Origin of the sequence: Modestobacter sp. VKM Ac-2983, from assembly GCF_026967885.1 — a bacterium.
In the GTDB taxonomy this organism is placed as follows: domain Bacteria; phylum Actinomycetota; class Actinomycetes; order Mycobacteriales; family Geodermatophilaceae; genus Modestobacter.
In genome coordinates this window covers 703,115-720,664 of sequence record NZ_JAPVBK010000002.1, presented here as the reverse complement: position 1 = coordinate 720,664, position 17,550 = coordinate 703,115, and the positions used below count along the sequence as shown (strand labels likewise).

At 75.0% G+C, this 17,550-nt stretch carries 16 protein-coding genes; 11 read left to right on the top strand and 5 right to left on the bottom strand.

What is annotated here, in order from left to right:
* Positions 1-133 precede the first annotated feature (133 nt).
* Positions 134-796 (top strand): phosphoribosyltransferase, encoded by a 663-nt coding sequence (locus tag O2W18_RS09825; RefSeq protein ID WP_269187347.1) that lies wholly within the window; start codon positions 134-136, stop codon positions 794-796.
* A gap of 27 nt (positions 797-823) precedes the next feature.
* Here O2W18_RS09825 and O2W18_RS09820 read toward each other — a convergent pair whose 3' ends face one another.
* Positions 824-1,141, bottom strand: a complete 318-nt coding sequence (locus tag O2W18_RS09820; protein ID WP_269187346.1) for an ArsR/SmtB family transcription factor — start codon at positions 1,139-1,141, stop codon at positions 824-826.
* 146 nt (positions 1,142-1,287) lie between these two features.
* Between O2W18_RS09820 and O2W18_RS09815 the strand changes: the two genes are divergently transcribed.
* From O2W18_RS09815 to O2W18_RS09775, 9 genes are all read left to right on the top strand, one after another.
* On the top strand, positions 1,288-1,638 hold the full coding sequence (locus O2W18_RS09815; protein ID WP_269187345.1) for an NADH-quinone oxidoreductase subunit A: 351 nt from the start codon (positions 1,288-1,290) through the stop codon (positions 1,636-1,638).
* A complete protein-coding gene (locus O2W18_RS09810; RefSeq protein ID WP_269187344.1) occupies positions 1,629-2,714 on the top strand; it encodes a hypothetical protein in 1,086 nt (361 codons plus the stop codon). Before O2W18_RS09815 ends, O2W18_RS09810 begins: the two co-directional genes overlap by 10 nt.
* Positions 2,711-3,643 carry an NADH-quinone oxidoreductase subunit H gene (locus tag O2W18_RS09805; protein WP_269187343.1) on the top strand — a complete coding sequence of 311 codons (933 nt, stop codon included), beginning with the start codon at positions 2,711-2,713 and terminating at the stop codon, positions 3,641-3,643. The genes O2W18_RS09810 and O2W18_RS09805 overlap by 4 nt, the downstream gene beginning before the upstream one ends.
* 13 nt (positions 3,644-3,656) lie before the next feature.
* Positions 3,657-4,196: an NADH-quinone oxidoreductase subunit J gene (locus O2W18_RS09800; RefSeq protein ID WP_269184661.1), complete on the top strand. Its 540-nt coding sequence runs from the start codon at positions 3,657-3,659 to the stop codon at positions 4,194-4,196.
* Positions 4,193-4,495, top strand: coding sequence for an NADH-quinone oxidoreductase subunit NuoK (gene nuoK, locus O2W18_RS09795; RefSeq protein ID WP_036334437.1), 303 nt, complete (start codon positions 4,193-4,195; stop codon positions 4,493-4,495). The genes O2W18_RS09800 and nuoK overlap by 4 nt, the downstream gene beginning before the upstream one ends.
* A complete protein-coding gene (locus O2W18_RS09790; protein ID WP_269187342.1) occupies positions 4,492-6,447 on the top strand; it encodes a proton-conducting transporter transmembrane domain-containing protein in 1,956 nt (651 codons plus the stop codon). Before nuoK ends, O2W18_RS09790 begins: the two co-directional genes overlap by 4 nt.
* Positions 6,448-6,452: 5 nt before the next feature.
* Positions 6,453-7,940 carry a complex I subunit 4 family protein gene (locus O2W18_RS09785; RefSeq protein ID WP_269187341.1) on the top strand — a complete coding sequence of 496 codons (1,488 nt, stop codon included), beginning with the start codon at positions 6,453-6,455 and terminating at the stop codon, positions 7,938-7,940.
* A complete protein-coding gene (locus tag O2W18_RS09780; protein ID WP_269187340.1) occupies positions 7,940-9,370 on the top strand; it encodes an NADH-quinone oxidoreductase subunit N in 1,431 nt (476 codons plus the stop codon). Before O2W18_RS09785 ends, O2W18_RS09780 begins: the two co-directional genes overlap by 1 nt.
* Before the next feature lie 131 nt (positions 9,371-9,501).
* Positions 9,502-10,710 (top strand): zinc-dependent alcohol dehydrogenase, encoded by a 1,209-nt coding sequence (locus O2W18_RS09775; protein ID WP_269187339.1) that lies wholly within the window; start codon positions 9,502-9,504, stop codon positions 10,708-10,710.
* A gap of 98 nt (positions 10,711-10,808) precedes the next feature.
* Here the strand turns inward: O2W18_RS09775 and O2W18_RS09770 are convergent, their stop codons facing one another.
* The 4 genes from O2W18_RS09770 to O2W18_RS09755 form a co-directional block, all read right to left on the bottom strand.
* Entirely contained in the window at positions 10,809-12,287 is a 1,479-nt protein-coding gene (locus tag O2W18_RS09770) for an MFS transporter (RefSeq protein ID WP_269187338.1), read from the bottom strand.
* Between the two features lie 63 nt (positions 12,288-12,350).
* Positions 12,351-14,438, bottom strand: a complete 2,088-nt coding sequence (locus O2W18_RS09765) for a xanthine dehydrogenase family protein molybdopterin-binding subunit (RefSeq protein ID WP_269187337.1) — start codon at positions 14,436-14,438, stop codon at positions 12,351-12,353.
* Entirely contained in the window at positions 14,435-15,454 is a 1,020-nt protein-coding gene (locus O2W18_RS09760) for an FAD binding domain-containing protein (RefSeq protein ID WP_269187336.1), read from the bottom strand. Before O2W18_RS09760 ends, O2W18_RS09765 begins: the two co-directional genes overlap by 4 nt.
* Complete coding sequence (locus O2W18_RS09755; protein WP_269187335.1) at positions 15,451-15,960, bottom strand: 2Fe-2S iron-sulfur cluster-binding protein; 510 nt, start codon at positions 15,958-15,960, stop codon at positions 15,451-15,453. Before O2W18_RS09755 ends, O2W18_RS09760 begins: the two co-directional genes overlap by 4 nt.
* Positions 15,961-16,073: 113 nt before the next feature.
* Here O2W18_RS09755 and O2W18_RS09750 point away from each other — a divergent pair, with 113 nt between their 5' ends.
* Complete coding sequence (locus O2W18_RS09750) at positions 16,074-17,510, top strand: cytochrome P450 (RefSeq protein WP_269187334.1); 1,437 nt, start codon at positions 16,074-16,076, stop codon at positions 17,508-17,510.
* The last annotated feature ends 40 nt before the right edge of the window (positions 17,511-17,550 follow it).

The following is a 17,550-nucleotide window of genomic DNA, read 5'->3' as shown; positions in this document are numbered from 1 at the left end:
GCCGGCCGGGCGCCTCGACTCGGCGGCCACCGGCGTGGCCGTGCCTACCCGGCCGGCGCACGGGCGATGCACCGCCGCGCAGAACGGGTACGGGGCAGAGGTCGATCGACGGCACCACCACCGAGGAGGAACGATGTCCGCGACCACCGAGCCGTTCGCCGACCGTGTCGAGGCAGGCCGGGCCCTGGCTGCTCGCCTCCCCGGGCACGCCGATCCCGCCCTCGTGGTCCTCGGCCTGCCCCGTGGCGGGGTGGTGGTCGCCGGGGAGGTCGCGCGGGCCCTCGGCGGGGCCCTCGACGTCGTCGTGGTCCGCAAGATCGGGGTGCCCTGGCAACCGGAGCTCGCCATGGGCGCCATCGCCGCGGTCGACTCCGACGTCGAGACGGTGCACGACCAGCGCGTCCTGGCCCACGTGGACGTCGACGAGGAGACCTTCGCCCGCGCCCGGGAACGGGAGGTCGTCGAGCTGCGCCGCCGGGAGGCCGCCTACCGGCAGGGCCGCCCGGTCACGCCGCTGGCCGGCCGCCCGGTGCTCGTGGTGGACGACGGCCTGGCCACCGGGTCCACCATGCGGGCAGCTCTCACGGCGGTCCGCCGGCAGGGACCGAGACGGCTCACCGTCGCCGTCCCGGTGGCCTCGCCGCGGGTGTGCGCCCAGCTTGCCGACGAGGTCGACGAGGTCGTCTGCCTCTGGGCGCCCGAGTCGTTCTCCGCCGTCGGCCAGGGCTACCGGGACTTCCGCCCGACCACCGACGACGAGGTCCGGGCTGCGCTGGCCGGCTCCGCGGCCGGCTGACCCGGCGGGCCCCGGCTCGCAGGCGGGTCAGCCGTCGGGGTGGGTGGGGCGCCGGGACAGCTCGATGAGGCCCCGGAGGCAGTCCTCGCGCAGCGGCTGGGGGAAGCCCTCGGCGAGCCGGTAGTACACCACCCGGCCGTCCTTCCGGCTGGTGACGAAGCCGGCGGTGCGGAGCAGTCGCAGGGCGTAGCCGACGGCGTCCTCGGTCGCCTCCAGCGCCATCGCCAGGTCGCCCACGCAGAGCTCGTCGACGACGTCGAGGGCGTACAGCACCCGGGCTCGCGTCCCGTCGGCCAGCAGGCTCAGCATCGCCGAGAGGCTCGCCGCGTCCTCGCGCGTGGGCACCCGGGCCCTCGCCGCGGCCACGCGTACCGGGTCGACCGGATGTGGATGATCTGCCACGGTCAGCGCGGTTACCCGCACGACCACACGGGTATGCGCGGCTCCGGCCAGACCACGGCCTCAGGTGACGCGGACGGAGGAGGGAACGGGTGTCGGCATACCTGAGCCTCGCCGCGATGCTGGGCCTCGCCGTGGGCGGTGTGCTGCTTGCCCACCTGCTGCACCGCCGGACGGCGGTGGCACCGGGGGCGGTCGCGAGCCTCCCCTTCCTCTCCGGTTGGCGGCCCGACGAGCACGCGCTGTCCCGGTTCGAGGCGCGGTACTACCCGATGACGCTGCTGTTCCTCGCCTTCGACGTGGAGATGCTCTACATGTACCCGTGGGCGACCGTCGTCGCCTCGATCGGGACCTCGGCGATCGTCGAGATGTTCGTGCTGCTCGGTGTGCTGATGACCGGCGTGCTGTGGGCCTGGCGCGAGGGTGCGCTGCGGTGGACCTGAGGTCGCTGGCGGCGCGCCGCACCTCGGTGCTCGCGGTCGAGGTGCCCGGTTGGAGCCGCACCCGCTGCGCTCTGGAGCAGCACGTCCGGGCCCGGGGCTGGCGACTGGCCGGCTCCCCCGCCGACGCCGACCTGCTCGTCGTGTGCGGCCGCCCCGGTGCCCGGCTGACCGGCGCCGTCGAGCACGTCTGGGGTCAGCTGCCCGGCCCCCGTGCCCGGACGGAGGTGACCACCGCTGAGGCCGTGCCGGCCGCCCTGGACCGGGCCGCGGCCGAGCTCGCCGACGGCGCGGCCCAGCGGCGCGACGCCGACGGCCGGCCGGCCGACCCCGACCCCGGGACCACCGCCACCGCCACCGGCGACGACGGCGACGGCGACGGCGACGGCGACGGCGACATGGACATGGACATGGACGACGGCTCCGAGGACATGGACCACGGCGACATGGACCACGGCGACATGGACATGCCGATGCCGGGCGGGATCGGCCTGGCCGGCGGCGGTGGCGACGACCAGCTCGCCGACCCCGACAGCCTCGACCTGGACGTGCTGCACGTCCCCCTCGGCCCGGTGCTCCCGCACTGGCCGGCCGGCCTGCTGCTGCACACCACGCTCCAGGGCGACCTGGTCGTCGCCGCCCGGGCCGAGGTGCTGCTGCCGGCCGACGGCTCGCCCACCGACCCGCCGGTGCACGGCACCGCGGCCGGCCGCTGGGACGCGGTGTCCACCCTGCTCGCCCTGGCCGGCTGGGACGACGCCGCGGTCCGGGCCGCGCGGGTCCGCGACGAGCTGCTGGCCGGCGGGCAGCCGCCCGAGGCCGACCGGCTGGCCCGCCGGATCACCCGCTCCCGGCTGCTCCGCTGGTCGCTGCGTGGCCTGGGCCGGCTGCCCGAGGGCGACGCGCACGACCGGCTGCGGCACTGGCTGGCGGGCACGGAGCAGCGCCGGGCGACCGAGCTGTCGGCGGTGGCCGACCTGGTCACCGGGCTGGACCTCGCCAGCGCCCGGCTGGTGGTCGCCTCGCTGGACCTGGACACCGCCGACCGGGTGACCGTGCCGGTGGAGGCGGGCACGTGACCGTCACCGAGGTATCGGCCGGCTGGGTGCCGCTCGCGGCCGCCCTGCTCCTCGTCGTCGCGGCCGCCGCGGCGAGCCTGGACGGCGCCCTGGCCGCGCGCTCCGCCGGGCAGCCGCTCGGTGGTGGACTGCTCACCCCGGTGGCCGAGACCGCGCGCCTGTTCGGCCAGCGCCGCCGGACCACCGTGGCCGCGGACCTCCCGTTGCAGCGGATCGGCACCGCCGGGCTGCTCACCGCGGCGCTGCTGATGGTCGCCGTCGTCCCGTTCGGCCGGTGGACCGTCGCCGACCTGACGGTCGGCGTCGTCTGGTTCAACGCGATGGACGTGCTGGTGTGGGCGGCGGTCTGGCTGGCCGGCTGGGGCCCGAACAGCGCCCACGCCCTGGTCGGCGGGTACCGGTTCCTGGCCCAGGCGCTCTCCTACGAGCTTCCGCTGATGTTCGCGCTGACCGCACCGGCGGTCGCCGCCGGCAGCCTCCGGTTGGGCGACGTGGTGGCCGCGCAGTCCGGGCTGTGGTTCGTCGTCTGGATGCCGGTGGCGTTCGCCGTCTTCTGCGTGGCGGTCGCCGGGTTCTCCGTCTGGGGGCCGCTCGGCGCGCCCGCCGGGGCGACGACGGCCGGCGGGGTGCTCGTCGAGGCGGCCGGCGTGGACCGCTGGCTGCTCTCCGTCGGGCGGTACGCCCTGCTCACGGCCGGGGCCGCCTTCGCGGCGACCGCCTTCCTCGGCGGGGGGCACGGTCCGCTGCTGCCGGCGTGGCTGTGGCTGCTGGTCAAGACCGCCGCGCTGCTCGCCGTGCTCGTCGCGCTCCGCCGCCGGCTCCCGGTGATCCGCCCGGAGCAGCTCGCCGCCCCTGCCTGGCTGGTCGTGCTGCCGCTGGTGCTGCTGCAGGTGCTGGTCGTGTCCGTCGTCGTCGTGGTCCAGGCCTGAGGAGGGGGACACCGTGCTCACCGGGATCGTGTTCTGGGTGCTCGCCGTGGTGGCGGTCGCCGCCGGCGTCGCCGTCTTCCGGGTCGACTCGATGGCCCGGGCCACCTACGCGCTGGCCGCCTCGTTCATCGCCGTCGGCCTCGCGCTGCTGCTGGTCGACCTGGAGTTCCTCGGCGTCATCACCGTGCTGATGATGACCATGGAGATGGCCGTGATGGGCATCTACATGATCATGTTCATGGGGATGAACCCCGCGCTGATGCCGATGAGCATGGTGCACGGCAAGCGCCCGGCCCTGGCGGTCTCGATCGGCACGTTCGTCGTCCTGGCCGCCGGCGCACTGCTCGTGCCGTGGCCCACCCGCCGAGGCGCACCCGCCGCCGACCTGGTCACCTCGCTGGGCGAGGCGATCATGGAGTCGAAGATGCTGGTGATGATGACCGTCTCGCCGGTCCTCTTCGCCACGATCGTCGCCGCGCTCGTCCTCGCGCTGCCGCGGGGCCGCTACGACCGGCTCGGGGACGACCTGCGCGCGGGGAAGGCCCCGCGATGACCCTGCAGACGATGTTGCTGGTGGCGGCCGCACTGTTCAGCGTGGGCCTCTACGGGGCCATCTCCCAGCAGGTCGTGGTCATGGTGATGATGGGCCTGGAGCTGATGCTCAACGGCGTCATCCTCGCCGCCGCGGCCTTCTGGTGGTTCCTCTCCCCCACCCCCGACGGCCAGGTGCTGCTGCTCGTGGTGATCACCGCGATGACGGTGGAGATGGCGATGGGCTTCGCCGTGGCCACGCTGCTGCACCGCTCCCGGCAGTCGGACATGACCGACATGGCCACGGACCTGTCCCGGTGACCGGGCTGCTCTGGGCCTGCGCCGTGGTGCCCGCCGTCGTCGGCGCCGGGCTGTGCGTCTCCGGACGGCGCGCGGACCGGGTGGCGCCGGCCGTCGGGATCGTCACGGCGATCGTGGTCCTGGCGCTGTCGGTCGCCGTGGCGCTGGGCCGGCCGACCACCTCGGCGCCCTTCCTGCCCGGCGCGGTGTTCGGGCTCGCGGTCGACGCCCTGGCGGCCGTCGTGCTGCCCGCGGTCGCCGCCGTCACCCTCCTCGTGCTGGTGTTCTCCGCCGCCGACGTCTCCGGTGCCCGCGCCCGCTACACCGGCCTGATGCTGCTGTTCGCCGCCGCCGTGGTGATCACCGTCTGCGCCACCACCCTGCCGACGCTGCTGTTCGCCTGGGAGGTGATGGGTGCGACGTCGTACGCGCTGATCGGTTTCCGGTGGCAGGAGCCGCACCGGGTCGGCGCCGGGCTGACCGCCTTCCTCACCACCCGCACCGCCGACCTCGGTCTGTACCTGGCCGCCGGGGCAGCGCTGGCCGGAGCTGCCGGGCTGGCCGGAGGCGCCGGGCTGGGCGGTGGCTCGGGGCTCGCGCTGGCCGACCTGCCCGGGCTGCCGGCGCCCTGGCGGGACGTCGCCGCCGCCGGGCTGCTCGTCGCCGCGCTCGGCAAGGCCGCCCAGCTGCCGTTCACCGCCTGGCTCTCCGCGGCGATGCAGGGCCCCAGCCCGGTCAGCGCGCTGCTGCACTCCGCGGCCATGGTCGCGATGGGCGGCTACCTGCTGCTGCGGGTCTCCCCGCTGCTGGGCGCGACCAGCTGGGCCGGGCCGACGGCGGCCTGGGTCGGTGCGCTCACCGCGCTGCTGCTCGGCGCAGTGGCGCTCGCCCAGCGAGACCTCAAGCAGCTGCTGGCCGCCTCGACGGCGGCCCAGCTCGGTTTCGTGGTGCTGGGCGCCGGGGTCGCGGCCGTCGCCGGCGGCACCGCGCACCTGGTCGCGCACGCGGCCACCAAGGCGCTGCTCTTCCTGGCCGCCGGGGTGTGGCTGACCGCGTTGGGCACCAAGCAGCTGCCGGCGCTGCGCGGCGCCGCCCGGCGCTGGCCGCTGGTCGGCGTCTGCGCCGGGGTGGGCGCACTGGCCCTGGCCGGGGTGGCGCCGCTGTCGCTGTGGGCGACCAAGGACGCCGTCCTGGCCGGGGCCCACGAGGAGTCCCTGGCCCTCTACCTGGTCGGGCTGGCCGCCGCCGCACTGTCGGCGGGCTACGCCGGCAAGGTGCTGTGGCTGGTCTGGCAGCGGCTGCCCGCGGACGCCGAGGCGGGCTACGACACCGAGGAGGAGGGCACCCGTCGGGTGCGGGCGCTGCAGCAGGCGCCGCTGGTCGTGCTCGCCGCGGGCGCCGCCGTCCTCGGGCTGCTGGCCCTCCCCCCGGTCGGCGAGACGCTGCGCCGGGCCCTCGACGGCAGCGCCCCGACCCCGGGGCTGGTGGAGATGGCCGTCTCCGCGGTCGTCGCGGTGGCGGTGCTGCTCCTCGTGCGGGTCCGGCCGCTGCAGCCGCTGCCCGGCTGGCTCGAGGGCTGGCTGGGGCTGGCCCGGGCGACCGACGTGGTCGTCGTCCGGCCGGTGCTGCGCACGGCCGAGGCGCTGGCCCGGTTCGACGACCGGGTGCTCGCCCGCGCGGTGACCGGCGCCGGCCGGGGTGCGCTGCGGACGGCACGCGCCGCGGCCCGCTTCGATGACGCGGTGCTCGACCGGGCGGTCGCCGGCTCGGCCACCGCCGGGGTACGGCTGGCCGACGCCACGGGCCGGGCCGACCTCGCCGGGCCGGACGCCGCGGTGCGGTCGCTGGCCGCCGGCACCCGCTGGCTGGGGGGCTGGGCCCGGCGCACCCAGACCGGCCAGCTGCACCAGTACTACGTCTCGGCCGCCGTGGTGCTCGCCGCCGCGTTGGCCCTCCTGCTGGCAGTGAGGTAGCTCCCGTGCTCAGTTCGATCATCTTCCTGCCCCTGGTCGCCGCGGCCCTGCTGGCCGTGCTCCGGGTGCCCGACCGGGTCGCCCGCTGGACCTGGATCGCGGTCACCACCGCCGACCTCGCGCTGGTCGGCGTGCTGATCGCCCGGTACGAGACGCCCACCGACGGCGGCCTCGCGTTCGAGGAGCGCGCCCGGTGGATCCCGTCGGTCAACAGCAGCTGGCACGTCGGGGTCGACGGGCTGTCGGTGCCGCTGCTGGCGCTGACCGCGGTGGTCTTCTGCGCCTGCGCCGTCTACGGGCTGCGCGAGGACCGGCGCCCGCGCCAGCACGCCGCCCTCTTCCTGGCGCTGCAGACCACCTGCCTGGGCCTGTTCGCCGCCCAGGACCTGATCGTGTTCTTCCTCTTCTTCGACCTGTCGATCGTCGGGATGTACGCCGCGATCGCCGGCTGGGGGCACGGGCGGGAGGCCGGGCGCTCGGCGCTGCAGTTCTTCCTCTACACGTTCCTGGGCAGCCTCGCCCTGCTGCTGGGCTTCATCGGCCTCTACCTGGCCGCCGATCCGCACACCTTCGACATCCCGGAGCTGGTCGCCGCTGCGCCGCTGCAGGACAACCCGGTCGCCGGTGGGTTCGTGCTGGCCGCGCTGCTCGTGGGCCTGGCGGTCAAGACGCCGACGATCCCCTTCCACACCTGGCTGCCCCCCGCGCACACCGACGCCTCGGCGATCGGCTCGGCGGTGCTGGCCGCGGTGCTGCTGAAGATGGGCACCTACGGCTTCGTCCGGATCGCCATGCCCGCGCTGCCCGACGCCTGGCGCGGGGCCGCCTGGGTGGTGCTCGCCGTCGGGATCGCCTCGGTGCTCTACGGCGCGCTGGTCGCCCTGGCCCAGACCGACGTCAAGCGGATGATCGCCTACACCTCGATCAACCACATGGGCTACGTGGTGCTCGCGGTCGGCGCGGCAGGCCTGCTCGGCGGCGGGACGGCGGCCCGCGAACTGGCCGTCACCGGCGCCGTCACCCAGATGGTCAGCCACGGCCTGCTCACCGGCGCGCTCTTCCTGCTGGCCGGGGTGCTGCACGACCGCACCGGCAGCTACGCGATGCGCGACTACGGCGGCCTGGCCCGCACCGCTCCCGTGTGGTCGGGGCTGTTCGCGGTGGCGGCGTTCGGCTCGCTGGGGATCCCGGCGTTCAGCGGCTTCATCGCCGAGTTCCAGGTCTTCGCCGGGAGCATCGGCACCACCGCCTGGGCGGCGATCGCCCTGCCCGGGATCCTGATCACCGCGGCGCTGTTCCTGCGGGCGCTGCAGCTGCTGGTCACCGGACTGCCCGGCGGCCGGTCGATCGGCTTCTCCGACGTCCGGGCGGTCGAGGCGGTGCCGGTGACCGGGCTGCTGCTGCTGTCGCTGGCGATCGGCGTCCTGCCCTGGCTGCTGCTGGACCTGATCACCCCCGCGTCCGCCGTCCTCGTCGACCTGGTGGGCAGGTGATGGAGCCGGCGATGATGATGGAGCAGTCGCCGCTGGCGCTGCTCCCCGAGCTCTGCCTCCTCGCAGGCGCGGTGGCCACCCTGCTGGCCGGCTCCTTCCTGCCCCGGCAGCGGCAGTGGGTCGCCCGGCTGATCGCCGTCGCCGCCCTCCTCGCCGCCGGCATCTCTGCCGCCCTCGCCTTCCGCCAAAATGGCCATTTTGGTGGTGGGGACGCGGAGACGGTGTTCGGGGCGTTCGTGCTCGACACCGCGACCGGGGTCACCCGGCTGGTGGTCGTCGCGGCGGTGCTGCTGGTGATCGGCCTGGGGGTCGACGAGCTGGCCGGGACGGCGCGGGAGAGCGAGACCTACGCCCTGCTGCTGCTCGGCGGGCTGGGTGCGATCGTGCTGGCCGCCACCGACGACCTGCTGGTGCTCGCCGTCGCCTTCCTGCTGGCCAGCATCCCGGTGTACGCCCTGGTCGGCATGGTCCGCAGCCCCGGCGCGGCCGAGGCGGCGCTGAAGACCTACCTGCTCGGCGCACTGTCCGGGATCTTCCTGCTGCTCGGGGCCACGGTGCTGTCGGGCATCGCCGGCGGCACCGCCTACGTCGACCTGGCCACCGGGCTGGCGGGGGCGCCGGCCGCCGCGGTGGCCGTCGGTGCGCTGGCCGTGCTGGCCGGCCTGCTGTTCGAGGCCGGCGGGGTCCCGCTGCACCAGTGGGTGCCCGACGCCACCCAGGGCGCCGGCACCGCGGCGGCCGCGTTCCTCACCACCGTGCCCAAGATCGGGGCGCTGGTCGCCGCCGCACGCCTGGTCGACGTGCTGCCGGACGCACTGTCCTGGCCGCTGCTGGTGGGCCTGCTCGCGGCCGCCACCATGACGCTGGCCAACCTGGCGGCGCTCGCCCAGACCGACGCCCGCCGGCTGCTGGGCTGGTCGACGGTCAGCCAGGTCGGCTACCTGCTCATGCCGGTCGCCGTGGTGAGCAGCACCTCGGCCGCCACCCCGGCGCTGCTGGTGTACCTGGCCGGCTACGCGGTCACCAACCTGACCGCCTTCGCGGTGCTCGCCGCGGTGCCCGGCGCCCGGTCGCTCACCGACTTCCGGGGCCTGGCCCGGCAGCGGCCCTGGCTGGCGGCCGCGCTGGGGATCAGCCTGCTCAGCCTGGTCGGCACCCCGCCGACGGCGGTCTTCCTCGGCAAGCTGACCGTCTTCACCGCCGCCTGGGACGGCGGGCTCGCCTGGCTGGTCGTGGTCGCTGCGCTGAACACCCTGGTCAGCCTCTTCTACTACCTGCGCTGGCTGGTCGAGGCGTTCCGGCCCGGCGACCCCGCACCCACCGCCGGCTGGGCGCACGGGGCCGCGCTGGCCGGTGCGCTCGGGGTGCTGGCGGTCGGGCTCGGTGCCGGCCTGGTGACCGCGCTGACCGGTGACGGCACGCTCGGCTGAACCGTCGGACCCGGCTCATCGACCACGGCGCCGGGTGGGTGGACGGCGCGCGACCGGGTAGTGGCCGACGGGACGCCGCTCGACCGAGACCAGGTCGGCAGCGCGGCGTCCGCTCATCCGCAGGAGGCACCATGAAGGCAGTCGTGTGGCACGGCGTCGGCGACATCCGGCTCGACGACGTCCCGGACCCGACCATCCAAGACCCCACCGACGCGATCATCGAGGTGACCGCGAGCGGCATCTGCGGCACCGACCTGCACTTCGTCCGGGGCACGATGGCCGGCATGGTCCCGGGCACGATCCTCGGCCACGAGGCGGTGGGCGTCGTGCGGGAGACCGGCCCGGGCGTGCGGAACCTGCGCCCCGGTGACCGGGTGGTCATCCCCTCGACCGTCGGCTGCGGTCACTGCTCCTACTGCCGGGCCGGCTACTACGCCCAGTGCGACAACGCCAACCCCAACGGCGCCGCGGCCGGCACGTGCTTCTTCGGCGGTCCGCAGACCACCGGACCGGTCGACGGCCTGCAGGCCCAGTACGCCCGGATCCCCTACGCCAACGTCGGCCCGGTGTGGCTGCCCGAGGAGGTCAGCGACGACGCGGCGATCATGCTGTCGGACATCTACCCGACCGCCTGGTTCGGCGCCCGGCTCGCCGACGTGTCCCAGGGCGACACCGTGCTGGTGCTGGGTGCCGGGCCGGTGGGTCAGTTCGCCGTGACCAGCGCCTTCCAGCAGGGCGCCGGCCGGGTGCTCGTCGTCGACGGCGTCGCCAGCCGGCTCGACCAGGCCCGTGGCCGGGGCGCGGAGGCGATCGACTTCAACACCGAGGACCCGGTCGAGGTGGTCAAGGAGCTCACCGGCGGGATCGGGGTGGACCGGGTGATCGACGCCGTGGGCGTGGACGCCCAGCGGCCGAAGTCCGGCCCGGCCGCGGAGTCGGCCGACCAGCAGGCGCAGCAGTTCGACGCCGAGCGCAGCCAGGTCGCCCCGGACCAGAACCCGCACGGGCAGACCTACGTCGCCGGCGACGCGCCCAGCCAGTCGCTGCAGTGGGCCGTGGAGGCGGTGGCCAAGGCCGGCAGCATCGGCATCATCGGCGTCTACCCGCCGCAGCTGAACGCCTTCCCCATCGGCGCCGCGATGAACAAGAACCTGAGCGTCAAGATGGGCAACTGCAACCACCGGCGCTACATCCCGCACCTGCTGGACCTGGTGCGCACCGGCGCCATCGACCCGTCCACCGTGCTCACCCAGGTCCCGGACATGCCCACCGTCCTGGAGGCCTACGAGACCTTCGACCACCGCGAGAGCGGCTGGACCAAGGCGGTCATCGCGCCCTGAGCCGCGGGCGCCGTCGCCTGACCCGCAGGGCGGGCGACGGCGCTGCCCGCTCCGGACCCTGCCCGGAGGGCAGCCGACGACGGGCCAGCGCGCCCGGTTCAGCCCAGCCGGGCCGCGTGGTCGTGGCCGTGCCGGTGATCCGGGTGGTGCTCGGGCCGGTCGTCCCGGTCCTCGTGCTGCCTCTGCTCGTCGTCCTGGTGCTGGGCGCGGTCGATCCGGCGGTCGTGCCGCCAGTCGAACGCCCCGATGACCAGAGCCGCGAGCGACGCGACGACGGCCACGGACAGCGCCGCCGCGGCGGCCAGCGGGTACTGCTGGTCGGTGGCGCCGAGCACCAGGTAGTACAGCGCCGGCAGCGCCGCCGTGCCGATCGCCCCGCCGAACCGCTGGAAGGTCTGCAGCGCGCCACCTGCCGAACCGGCCATCGCCACCGGCACGTTCCGCAGCGCCAGCGTGATGTTCGGTGAGATGACGAAGCCGCCGCCGACGCCGGCCAGCAGCAGGGTCGGGACGATCGCCCAGCCGGTGGCCCTCGCCGGCACGGTGGCGATCACGATCGCCGTGGCGGCCAGGCCGAGCACGACGCCGCTGAGGCCGGCCACGGTCAGCGCCCGGCCGAACCGCTCGACCAGCCGGCCGGCGACGACCGCCGCGGTCGCCGACCCCACCGCGAACGGCGTGACGGCCAGCCCGGACTGCAGCGGCGACCAGCCCAGCCCGGTCTGGAAGTACAGCGCGAAGGTCAGCCAGATGCCGCTGAACCCCAGGAAGTACACCGTCCCCAGCGCCACCCCGGGCCCGTAGCCGTGGGTGGCGGTGACCAGCCGCGGGTCGAAGACCGGGTCCTTGCCGGCCCGGACGATGCGCTGCTCCCAGCCGACGAACGCGACGAGCAGCGCGATCCCGACCGGGAAGCACCACCACAGCCGCGCCAGGCCGCCGGACTCCGCCTGCACCAGCGGCAGCAGCAGCGCGAACGCCCCGCCACCGAGCAGCAACATCCCCGGGACGTCGATCCGGCCGTGCTCCTCCCCCGGCGGGCGCCCCGGGATGAGCCGGACGGCCAGCACGAACGCCAGCACGCCGATCGGCACGTTGACGTAGAAGATCCACCGCCAGCCGCCCGGGCCGGACGCGAGCGCCAGGATCACCCCGCCCAGCACCGGCCCGACGGCGGTGGAGATCCCGACGGTCGCCCCGAAGAAGCCGAACGCCCGGCCCCGCTCCGCGCCCCGGAAGAGCTGCTGGATCAGCGCGGAGTTCTGCGGGGCCAGGCAACCGGCCGCGAGGCCCTGGGCGAGCCGGGCCGCGACGAGCAGCTCGATCGACGGCGCCGCACCCGCGGCCGCGCTGCACAGCACGAAGCCGACCAGGCCGATGAGGAACATCCGCCGGCGGCCGTAGGCGTCACCGAGCCGGCCGGCCGGCACCAACGCCAGGCCGAAGGCCAGCGCGTAGCCCGAGACCACCCACTGAACCGTCGCCGGCGTGGCACCCAGGTCCGACCGCAGGGACGGCAGGGCGACCGAGACGATGCTGACGTCCAGCAGCGTCATGAAGCCCACGACGAGCGTCACCCAGAGGGCGTGCCACCGCCGCGGATCGGGACCTTCGGGGGCATCGGGATCGGTGGGCACGGGCTACGGCAGGGCGGGCAGCAGCTTGTCCAGGGTCACCGGCAGGTGCCGGACCCGGACGCCGGTGGCGGCGTGGACGGCGTTGACCACCGCCGCCGCGGTGCCCACGATGCCGATCTCGCCGATCCCCTTGCTGCCCATGGCGTTGACGTACGGGTCGTGCTCGTCGATCCAGTGCGCCTCGATCTCACCCACGTCGGCGTTGACCGTGATGTGGTACTCGGCCAGGTCGTGGTTGGCCACCTGCGCCAGCCGCGGGTCCCAGGCGCTGTTCTCGTGCAGCGCCATCGACAGCCCCATGGTCATCCCGCCGATCAGCTGCGAGCGGGCCGTCCGCGGGTTGATCACCCGGCCGACACCGAAGACGCCGAGCAGCCGCGGCACCCGGATCTCCCCGGTGTCGGCGTTGACCCGGGCCTCGACGAACTGCGCGCCGAACGCGTACGGGGCGTGGGCGTCGTCCTGCCCGGCCTGGTCGACGTCCCCGCTGGCCTCGTCGCCGTCCCGCGGGTGGGCGCCGAACTTCGTGCGGAACTCGCGGGCCGCCACGACCAGCGCCGAGCCCCAGGTGTTGGTGCCCGAGGAGCCGCCGGCCACCGAGGCGACCGGGTAGCGGGTGTCGCCGATCCGGACGTCGACGTCGGCGACGTCGACGCCCAGGGCGTCGGCGGTGATCTGCGGCAGGATCGTCCAGGCGCCGGTGCCGAGGTCCGCGGCGCCGATCTCGGCGACGTACCGACCGCCCTCGTAGCGCACGTTCGCGGTCGAGGTGGCCTGCCGCATCGTCGGGTAGACCGAGGACGCGACCCCGGTGCCCACCAGCCAGTCGCCGTCCCGGTGCGCCCGCGGCCCGGACCAGCCGAACCGCTCGGCGCCCTCGCGCAGGCACCGCACCAGGTTCCGGCTCGACCACGGCTTCCCGGTCTCCGGGTCGACCTCCGGCTCGTTGCGGACGCGCAGCTCGATCGGGTCGATGCCGAGTTCCTCGGCCAGCTCGTCCATCGCGACCTCGGGGCCGAACATGCCCGGGCACTCCCCCGGCGCGCGCATCCACGACGGGATCGGCACGTCGAGGGCGGCGAGCCGGTGGGTGGACCGCCGGCTCGGGGAGGCGTACATCATCCGGGCGGGCACGCCGGTCTGCTCGGCGAACTCCTTGACCTTCGAGGTCTGCTCGACCACGTCGATGGCGATCGCGGACAGCCGCCCGCGGGAGTCGGCGGCCAGCTGCATCCGCTGGATGGTCGGGGTGCGGTAGCCGGCCAGGAAGAACATCTGCTGGCGGGTGAGCGCCAGCTTCACCGGCCGGCCGGGCAGCGCCCGAGCGGCCAGCGCGGTGAGCATCACGTTCGCGTGCGGCAGCCCCTTGGAGCCGAACCCGCCGCCGACGTAGGGGCAGACGACGCGCACCTGTTCCTGGTCCAGGCCGAACACCTGGCACACCGCCGCCCGGTCGGGGTGCACGCCCTGGGTGGAGTCCCACAAGGTCAGGAACCCGTCGCCGGCCGGCTCCCACAGCGCCGTCGTGGCGTGCGGTTCGAGCGGGTTGTTGTGGTACATCGCAGTCGAGTAGGTGCGCTCCAGCGTCACCTCGGCGGCGGCCATCGCCGCGGCGACGTCGCCCTCGGCGGTGTCGGTCTCGTGCCCGGCGTTCACCTGCTCCGGGGCGTACAGGTCCGGCCGGTCGGCGGACAGCTCCGCGTCGTGCGGCTGCTCGTCGTAGCGGACGGCGATGCCGTCGGCCACCTCCCGGGCCAGCTCGGAGGTCTCGGCGACCACCACCCCGATCAGCTGCCCGCGGAAGCCGACGTCCTGCCCCTGCAGGACGGCGTACTCGGCGTCGTCCGTGGAGGCGAGCCGCTCGGCGTTGAACGGGGTGAGCACGGCCAGCACGCCGTCCAGGGCCTCGGCCGCGGCGGTGTCCATCGCGGTGACCCGGCCCCGGGCGATCGTGGCCTGCACCGGGTGGGCGTACGCCGGGTGCTCGACCGGGGTCTCGTAGGCGTAGGTGGCGGTGCCGCGGACCTTGAGCTCGCCGTCCCGGCGCACCAGGTCCTGGCCGATGGCGCGCGGCTCCAGCAGGTCGGTCATGACTGCTCCTCCGGGAGAAGGCCGCGCACGGTGGCGAGCACGGTGCGGGCCACGAGCGGGATCTTGAAGCCGTTGCCGCTGTCGATCCCCGGCTGTGGCTGGGCGGCCGCCAGCTCGGCGGCGATCGCGGCCCGGACGGCGTCCTCGGTGAGCTGCTGCCCGCGGAGCACCTCCTCCGCCCGGGTGGCCCGCCACGGCTTGTGCGCGACCCCGCCCAGGGCCAGCCGCAGCTCGCCGTCCGGGGTGACGACGGCGGCCACCGAGACCAGTGCGAAGGCGTAGGAGGCCCGGTCGCGGACCTTGCGGTAGGCCGAGCGGGTACCGGCCGGCAGCGCGGGCAGGTCGATGGCGGTGATCAGCTCGCCGTGCTCGAGCACGGTGTCCCGGGACGGGTCGTCGCCGGGCAGCCGGTGCAGCTCGGTGAACGGGATGGTGCGCTCCCCCGCCGGGCCGAGCACCTGCACCTGCGCGTCGAGAGCGGCCAGCGCCACGGCCATGTCGGAGGGGTGGGTGGCGATGCAGGTCTCGGGCGCATCCGGGTCCGGCAGCGCGGCCGGCGTCCCGAGGACGGCGTGGTAGCGGGTGTAGCCCCCGACCGCGCTACAGCCGCTGCCCGGCTCGCGCTTGTTGCAGGGGGTGGTCACGTCCTGGAAGTACACGCAGCGGGTGCGCTGCAGCGGGTTGCCACCGGTGGTCGCCATGTTGCGCAGCTGCCCGGTGGCCCCGGCCAGCAGCGCCTGGGCCAGCACGGGGTACCGCTCCCGGACGCGCGGGTCGGCGGCGACCTGGCTGTTGGTCGAGGCCGCGCCCAGCCGCAGCCCGCCGTCCGGGAGGTCGGTCACCTCCCGGGAGGTCAGCGTGCGGACGTCGACCACCAGGCCGGGCCGGGCCACGCCGAGGCGCAGGTGGTCGACCAGGTTCGTGCCGCCGGCCAGGAAGACCGCGGTCGGCTCGGCGACGACGTCCCGCACGGCCTCGGCGACGTCGCCGGGCCGGGCGTAGGCGAACGGCTTCACCGGGCACCGCCGGCCTGCTGCACCGCGGGGGTGATGTTCACGTAGGCGGCGCAGCGGCACAGGTTGCCGCTCATCCGCTCGGCGACCTCGTCGGTGGTCATCTCCGGCCGTCCGGTGAGGTCCTCGGTGACGTGGCTGGGCCAGCCCCGCTCGAACTCGTCGATCACCCCGACCGCCGAGCAGACCTGGCCGGGGGTGCAGTAGCCGCACTGGAAGGCGTCGGAGTCCAGGAACGCCTGCTGCACCGGGTGCAGCTCGCCGGCCGGGGCGAGCCCGTCGGCGGTGGTGACCTCCGCCCCGTCGTGCGCCACGGCCAGCGCCAGGCAGCTCAGCGCCCGCTCACCGTTCAGCAGGATCGTGCAGGCGCCGCACTGGCCGTGGTCGCACCCCTTCTTCGGACTGGTGTTGCCCAGCCGCTCGCGCAACGCGTCCAGCAGGGAGGTACGGGTGTCGACGGTGAGGCGGTGCGCCTCACCGTCGACCCGCAGGGTGATCTCGGCGTCCATGGGGCCGCTGGTGCCCGGCCGCCCCGGCCCGGCAAACGCACCGGCCCGGCAAACGCACCGGCCCGGCGCGCCGGGCGGAGTGGACGCCCAGGTGAACGCTGCACCGACGGCGCGTGGCGGCCTTGATCACCAACGGCGTCCTGCAGTACGAAGACGACATCGACCACAAGCCAGCGGGAGGGGTCACCGACCCCGTACCCCGCACCGTGCCCCTGTCCAGGTACCCCGTCCCCAGTCCGCGGCAGCCCGTCGGCGTGCGGGGTGCTCCCCGGATGCGGGCCCGGGCCCGGGCCCGGGCCTGGACCGGCAAGCTGCTGGCGCGCCGCATCCAGAAGCGCGGCATCGACCTCTCCAGCCTGACCTTCATCCCCGAGCGGACCAAGGTGCCGCTCCAGCGGCACGGCATCGACCCCGTCCCCCGGCTGGCCCAGCTGCGGGAGGACGACCCGGTGCACCGGCTGAAGCTGCCGTTCGCCTTCTCCGTGTACCTGGTGACCGGTGCCGAGCACGTGCGGGCGGTGCTGGCCGACCGGGACAACTGGAGCAACGACATCCGGCACCTGCTGCCGGGAGCCGGACCGAGCAGCGCCGAACAGGTCGGGGGCCTGGGCTTCACCGACCCGCCGCTGCACACCCGGCTGCGCAAGATCATCACGCCGGAGTTCACGATGCGCCGGCTGGCCCGGCTCGAGCCGATGATCTCCACGATCGTGGCGCAGCGGCTCGATGCGCTGGCCGCCGCCGGGTCCCCGGCCGACCTGGCGAGGCTGGTCTCCTTCCCGGTGCCGTTCCAGACCATCTGCGCGCTGCTGGGCCTGGAGCTGGAGGACCGGGACGCCTTCGCCCGGCTCGGCGTCCAGCGCTTCGACGCCACGGCCGGCGCTGCCGCGGCCTTCGGCGCCGTCTCGGCACAGCGCGAGTTCCTCTTCGACGCCGTCGCCCGGCAGCGCGTGGAGCCCGGCCCCGGGCTGATCGGCCAGATCATCCGGGACGAGGGTGACCGGATCTCCGACGTCGACCTCGCCGGGCTGGCCGACGGGGTGTTCACCGGCGGCTACGAGACCACCGCCGGGATGATCTCGCTGAGCACGATGGTGCTGCTGCGGGACCCGGCGCACGCCGCACTGGTGCGCGACGGCTCCCGCGCGGACGTCGACCGGGTGGTCGAGGAGCTGCTGCGCCACCTGTCGGTGGTGCAGATGGCGTTCCCCCGGTTCGCCAAGCACGACCTGGACCTGTTCGGCGTGCCCCTGAAGGCCGGGGACGTCGTGCTGGCCTCACTCAGCGGCGCGAACCGTGACCCCCGGTCGGCCGGGGCCGAGCCGGAGGTCTTCGACCCCCGGCGGCAGCCGACCTCCGGCCACCTGGCCTTCGGGCACGGCATCCACCGGTGCATCGGGGCCGAGCTGGCCCGGATGGAGCTGCGGGTCGTGCTGCCGGCGTTGCTCCGCCGGTTCCCCGACCTGGCGCTGGCCGTGCCGCAGCGGGAGCTGTCCTTCCGCGAGCTGTCCTTCGTCTACGGCCTGGACGAGCTGCCCGTCCGGTTCTGAGCGCGCCCGGGCCGGGGTGTGAACTGTGCCGCGGGTGAAC

Excerpts from the sequence above, each read along its gene's own strand:
- O2W18_RS09755 (WP_269187335.1), bottom strand. The coding sequence starts at position 15,960 with ATGGACGCCGAGATCACCCTGCGGGTCGACGGTGAGGCGCACCGCCTC.
- O2W18_RS09765 (WP_269187337.1), bottom strand. The coding sequence starts at position 14,438 with ATGACCGACCTGCTGGAGCCGCGCGCCATCGGCCAGGACCTGGTGCGC.
- nuoK (WP_036334437.1), top strand. The coding sequence starts at position 4,193 with ATGACCCTGCAGACGATGTTGCTGGTGGCGGCCGCACTGTTCAGCGTG.
- O2W18_RS09775 (WP_269187339.1), top strand. The coding sequence starts at position 9,502 with ATGAAGGCAGTCGTGTGGCACGGCGTCGGCGACATCCGGCTCGACGAC.
- O2W18_RS09825 (WP_269187347.1), top strand. The coding sequence starts at position 134 with ATGTCCGCGACCACCGAGCCGTTCGCCGACCGTGTCGAGGCAGGCCGG.
- O2W18_RS09780 (WP_269187340.1), top strand. The coding sequence starts at position 7,940 with ATGGAGCCGGCGATGATGATGGAGCAGTCGCCGCTGGCGCTGCTCCCC.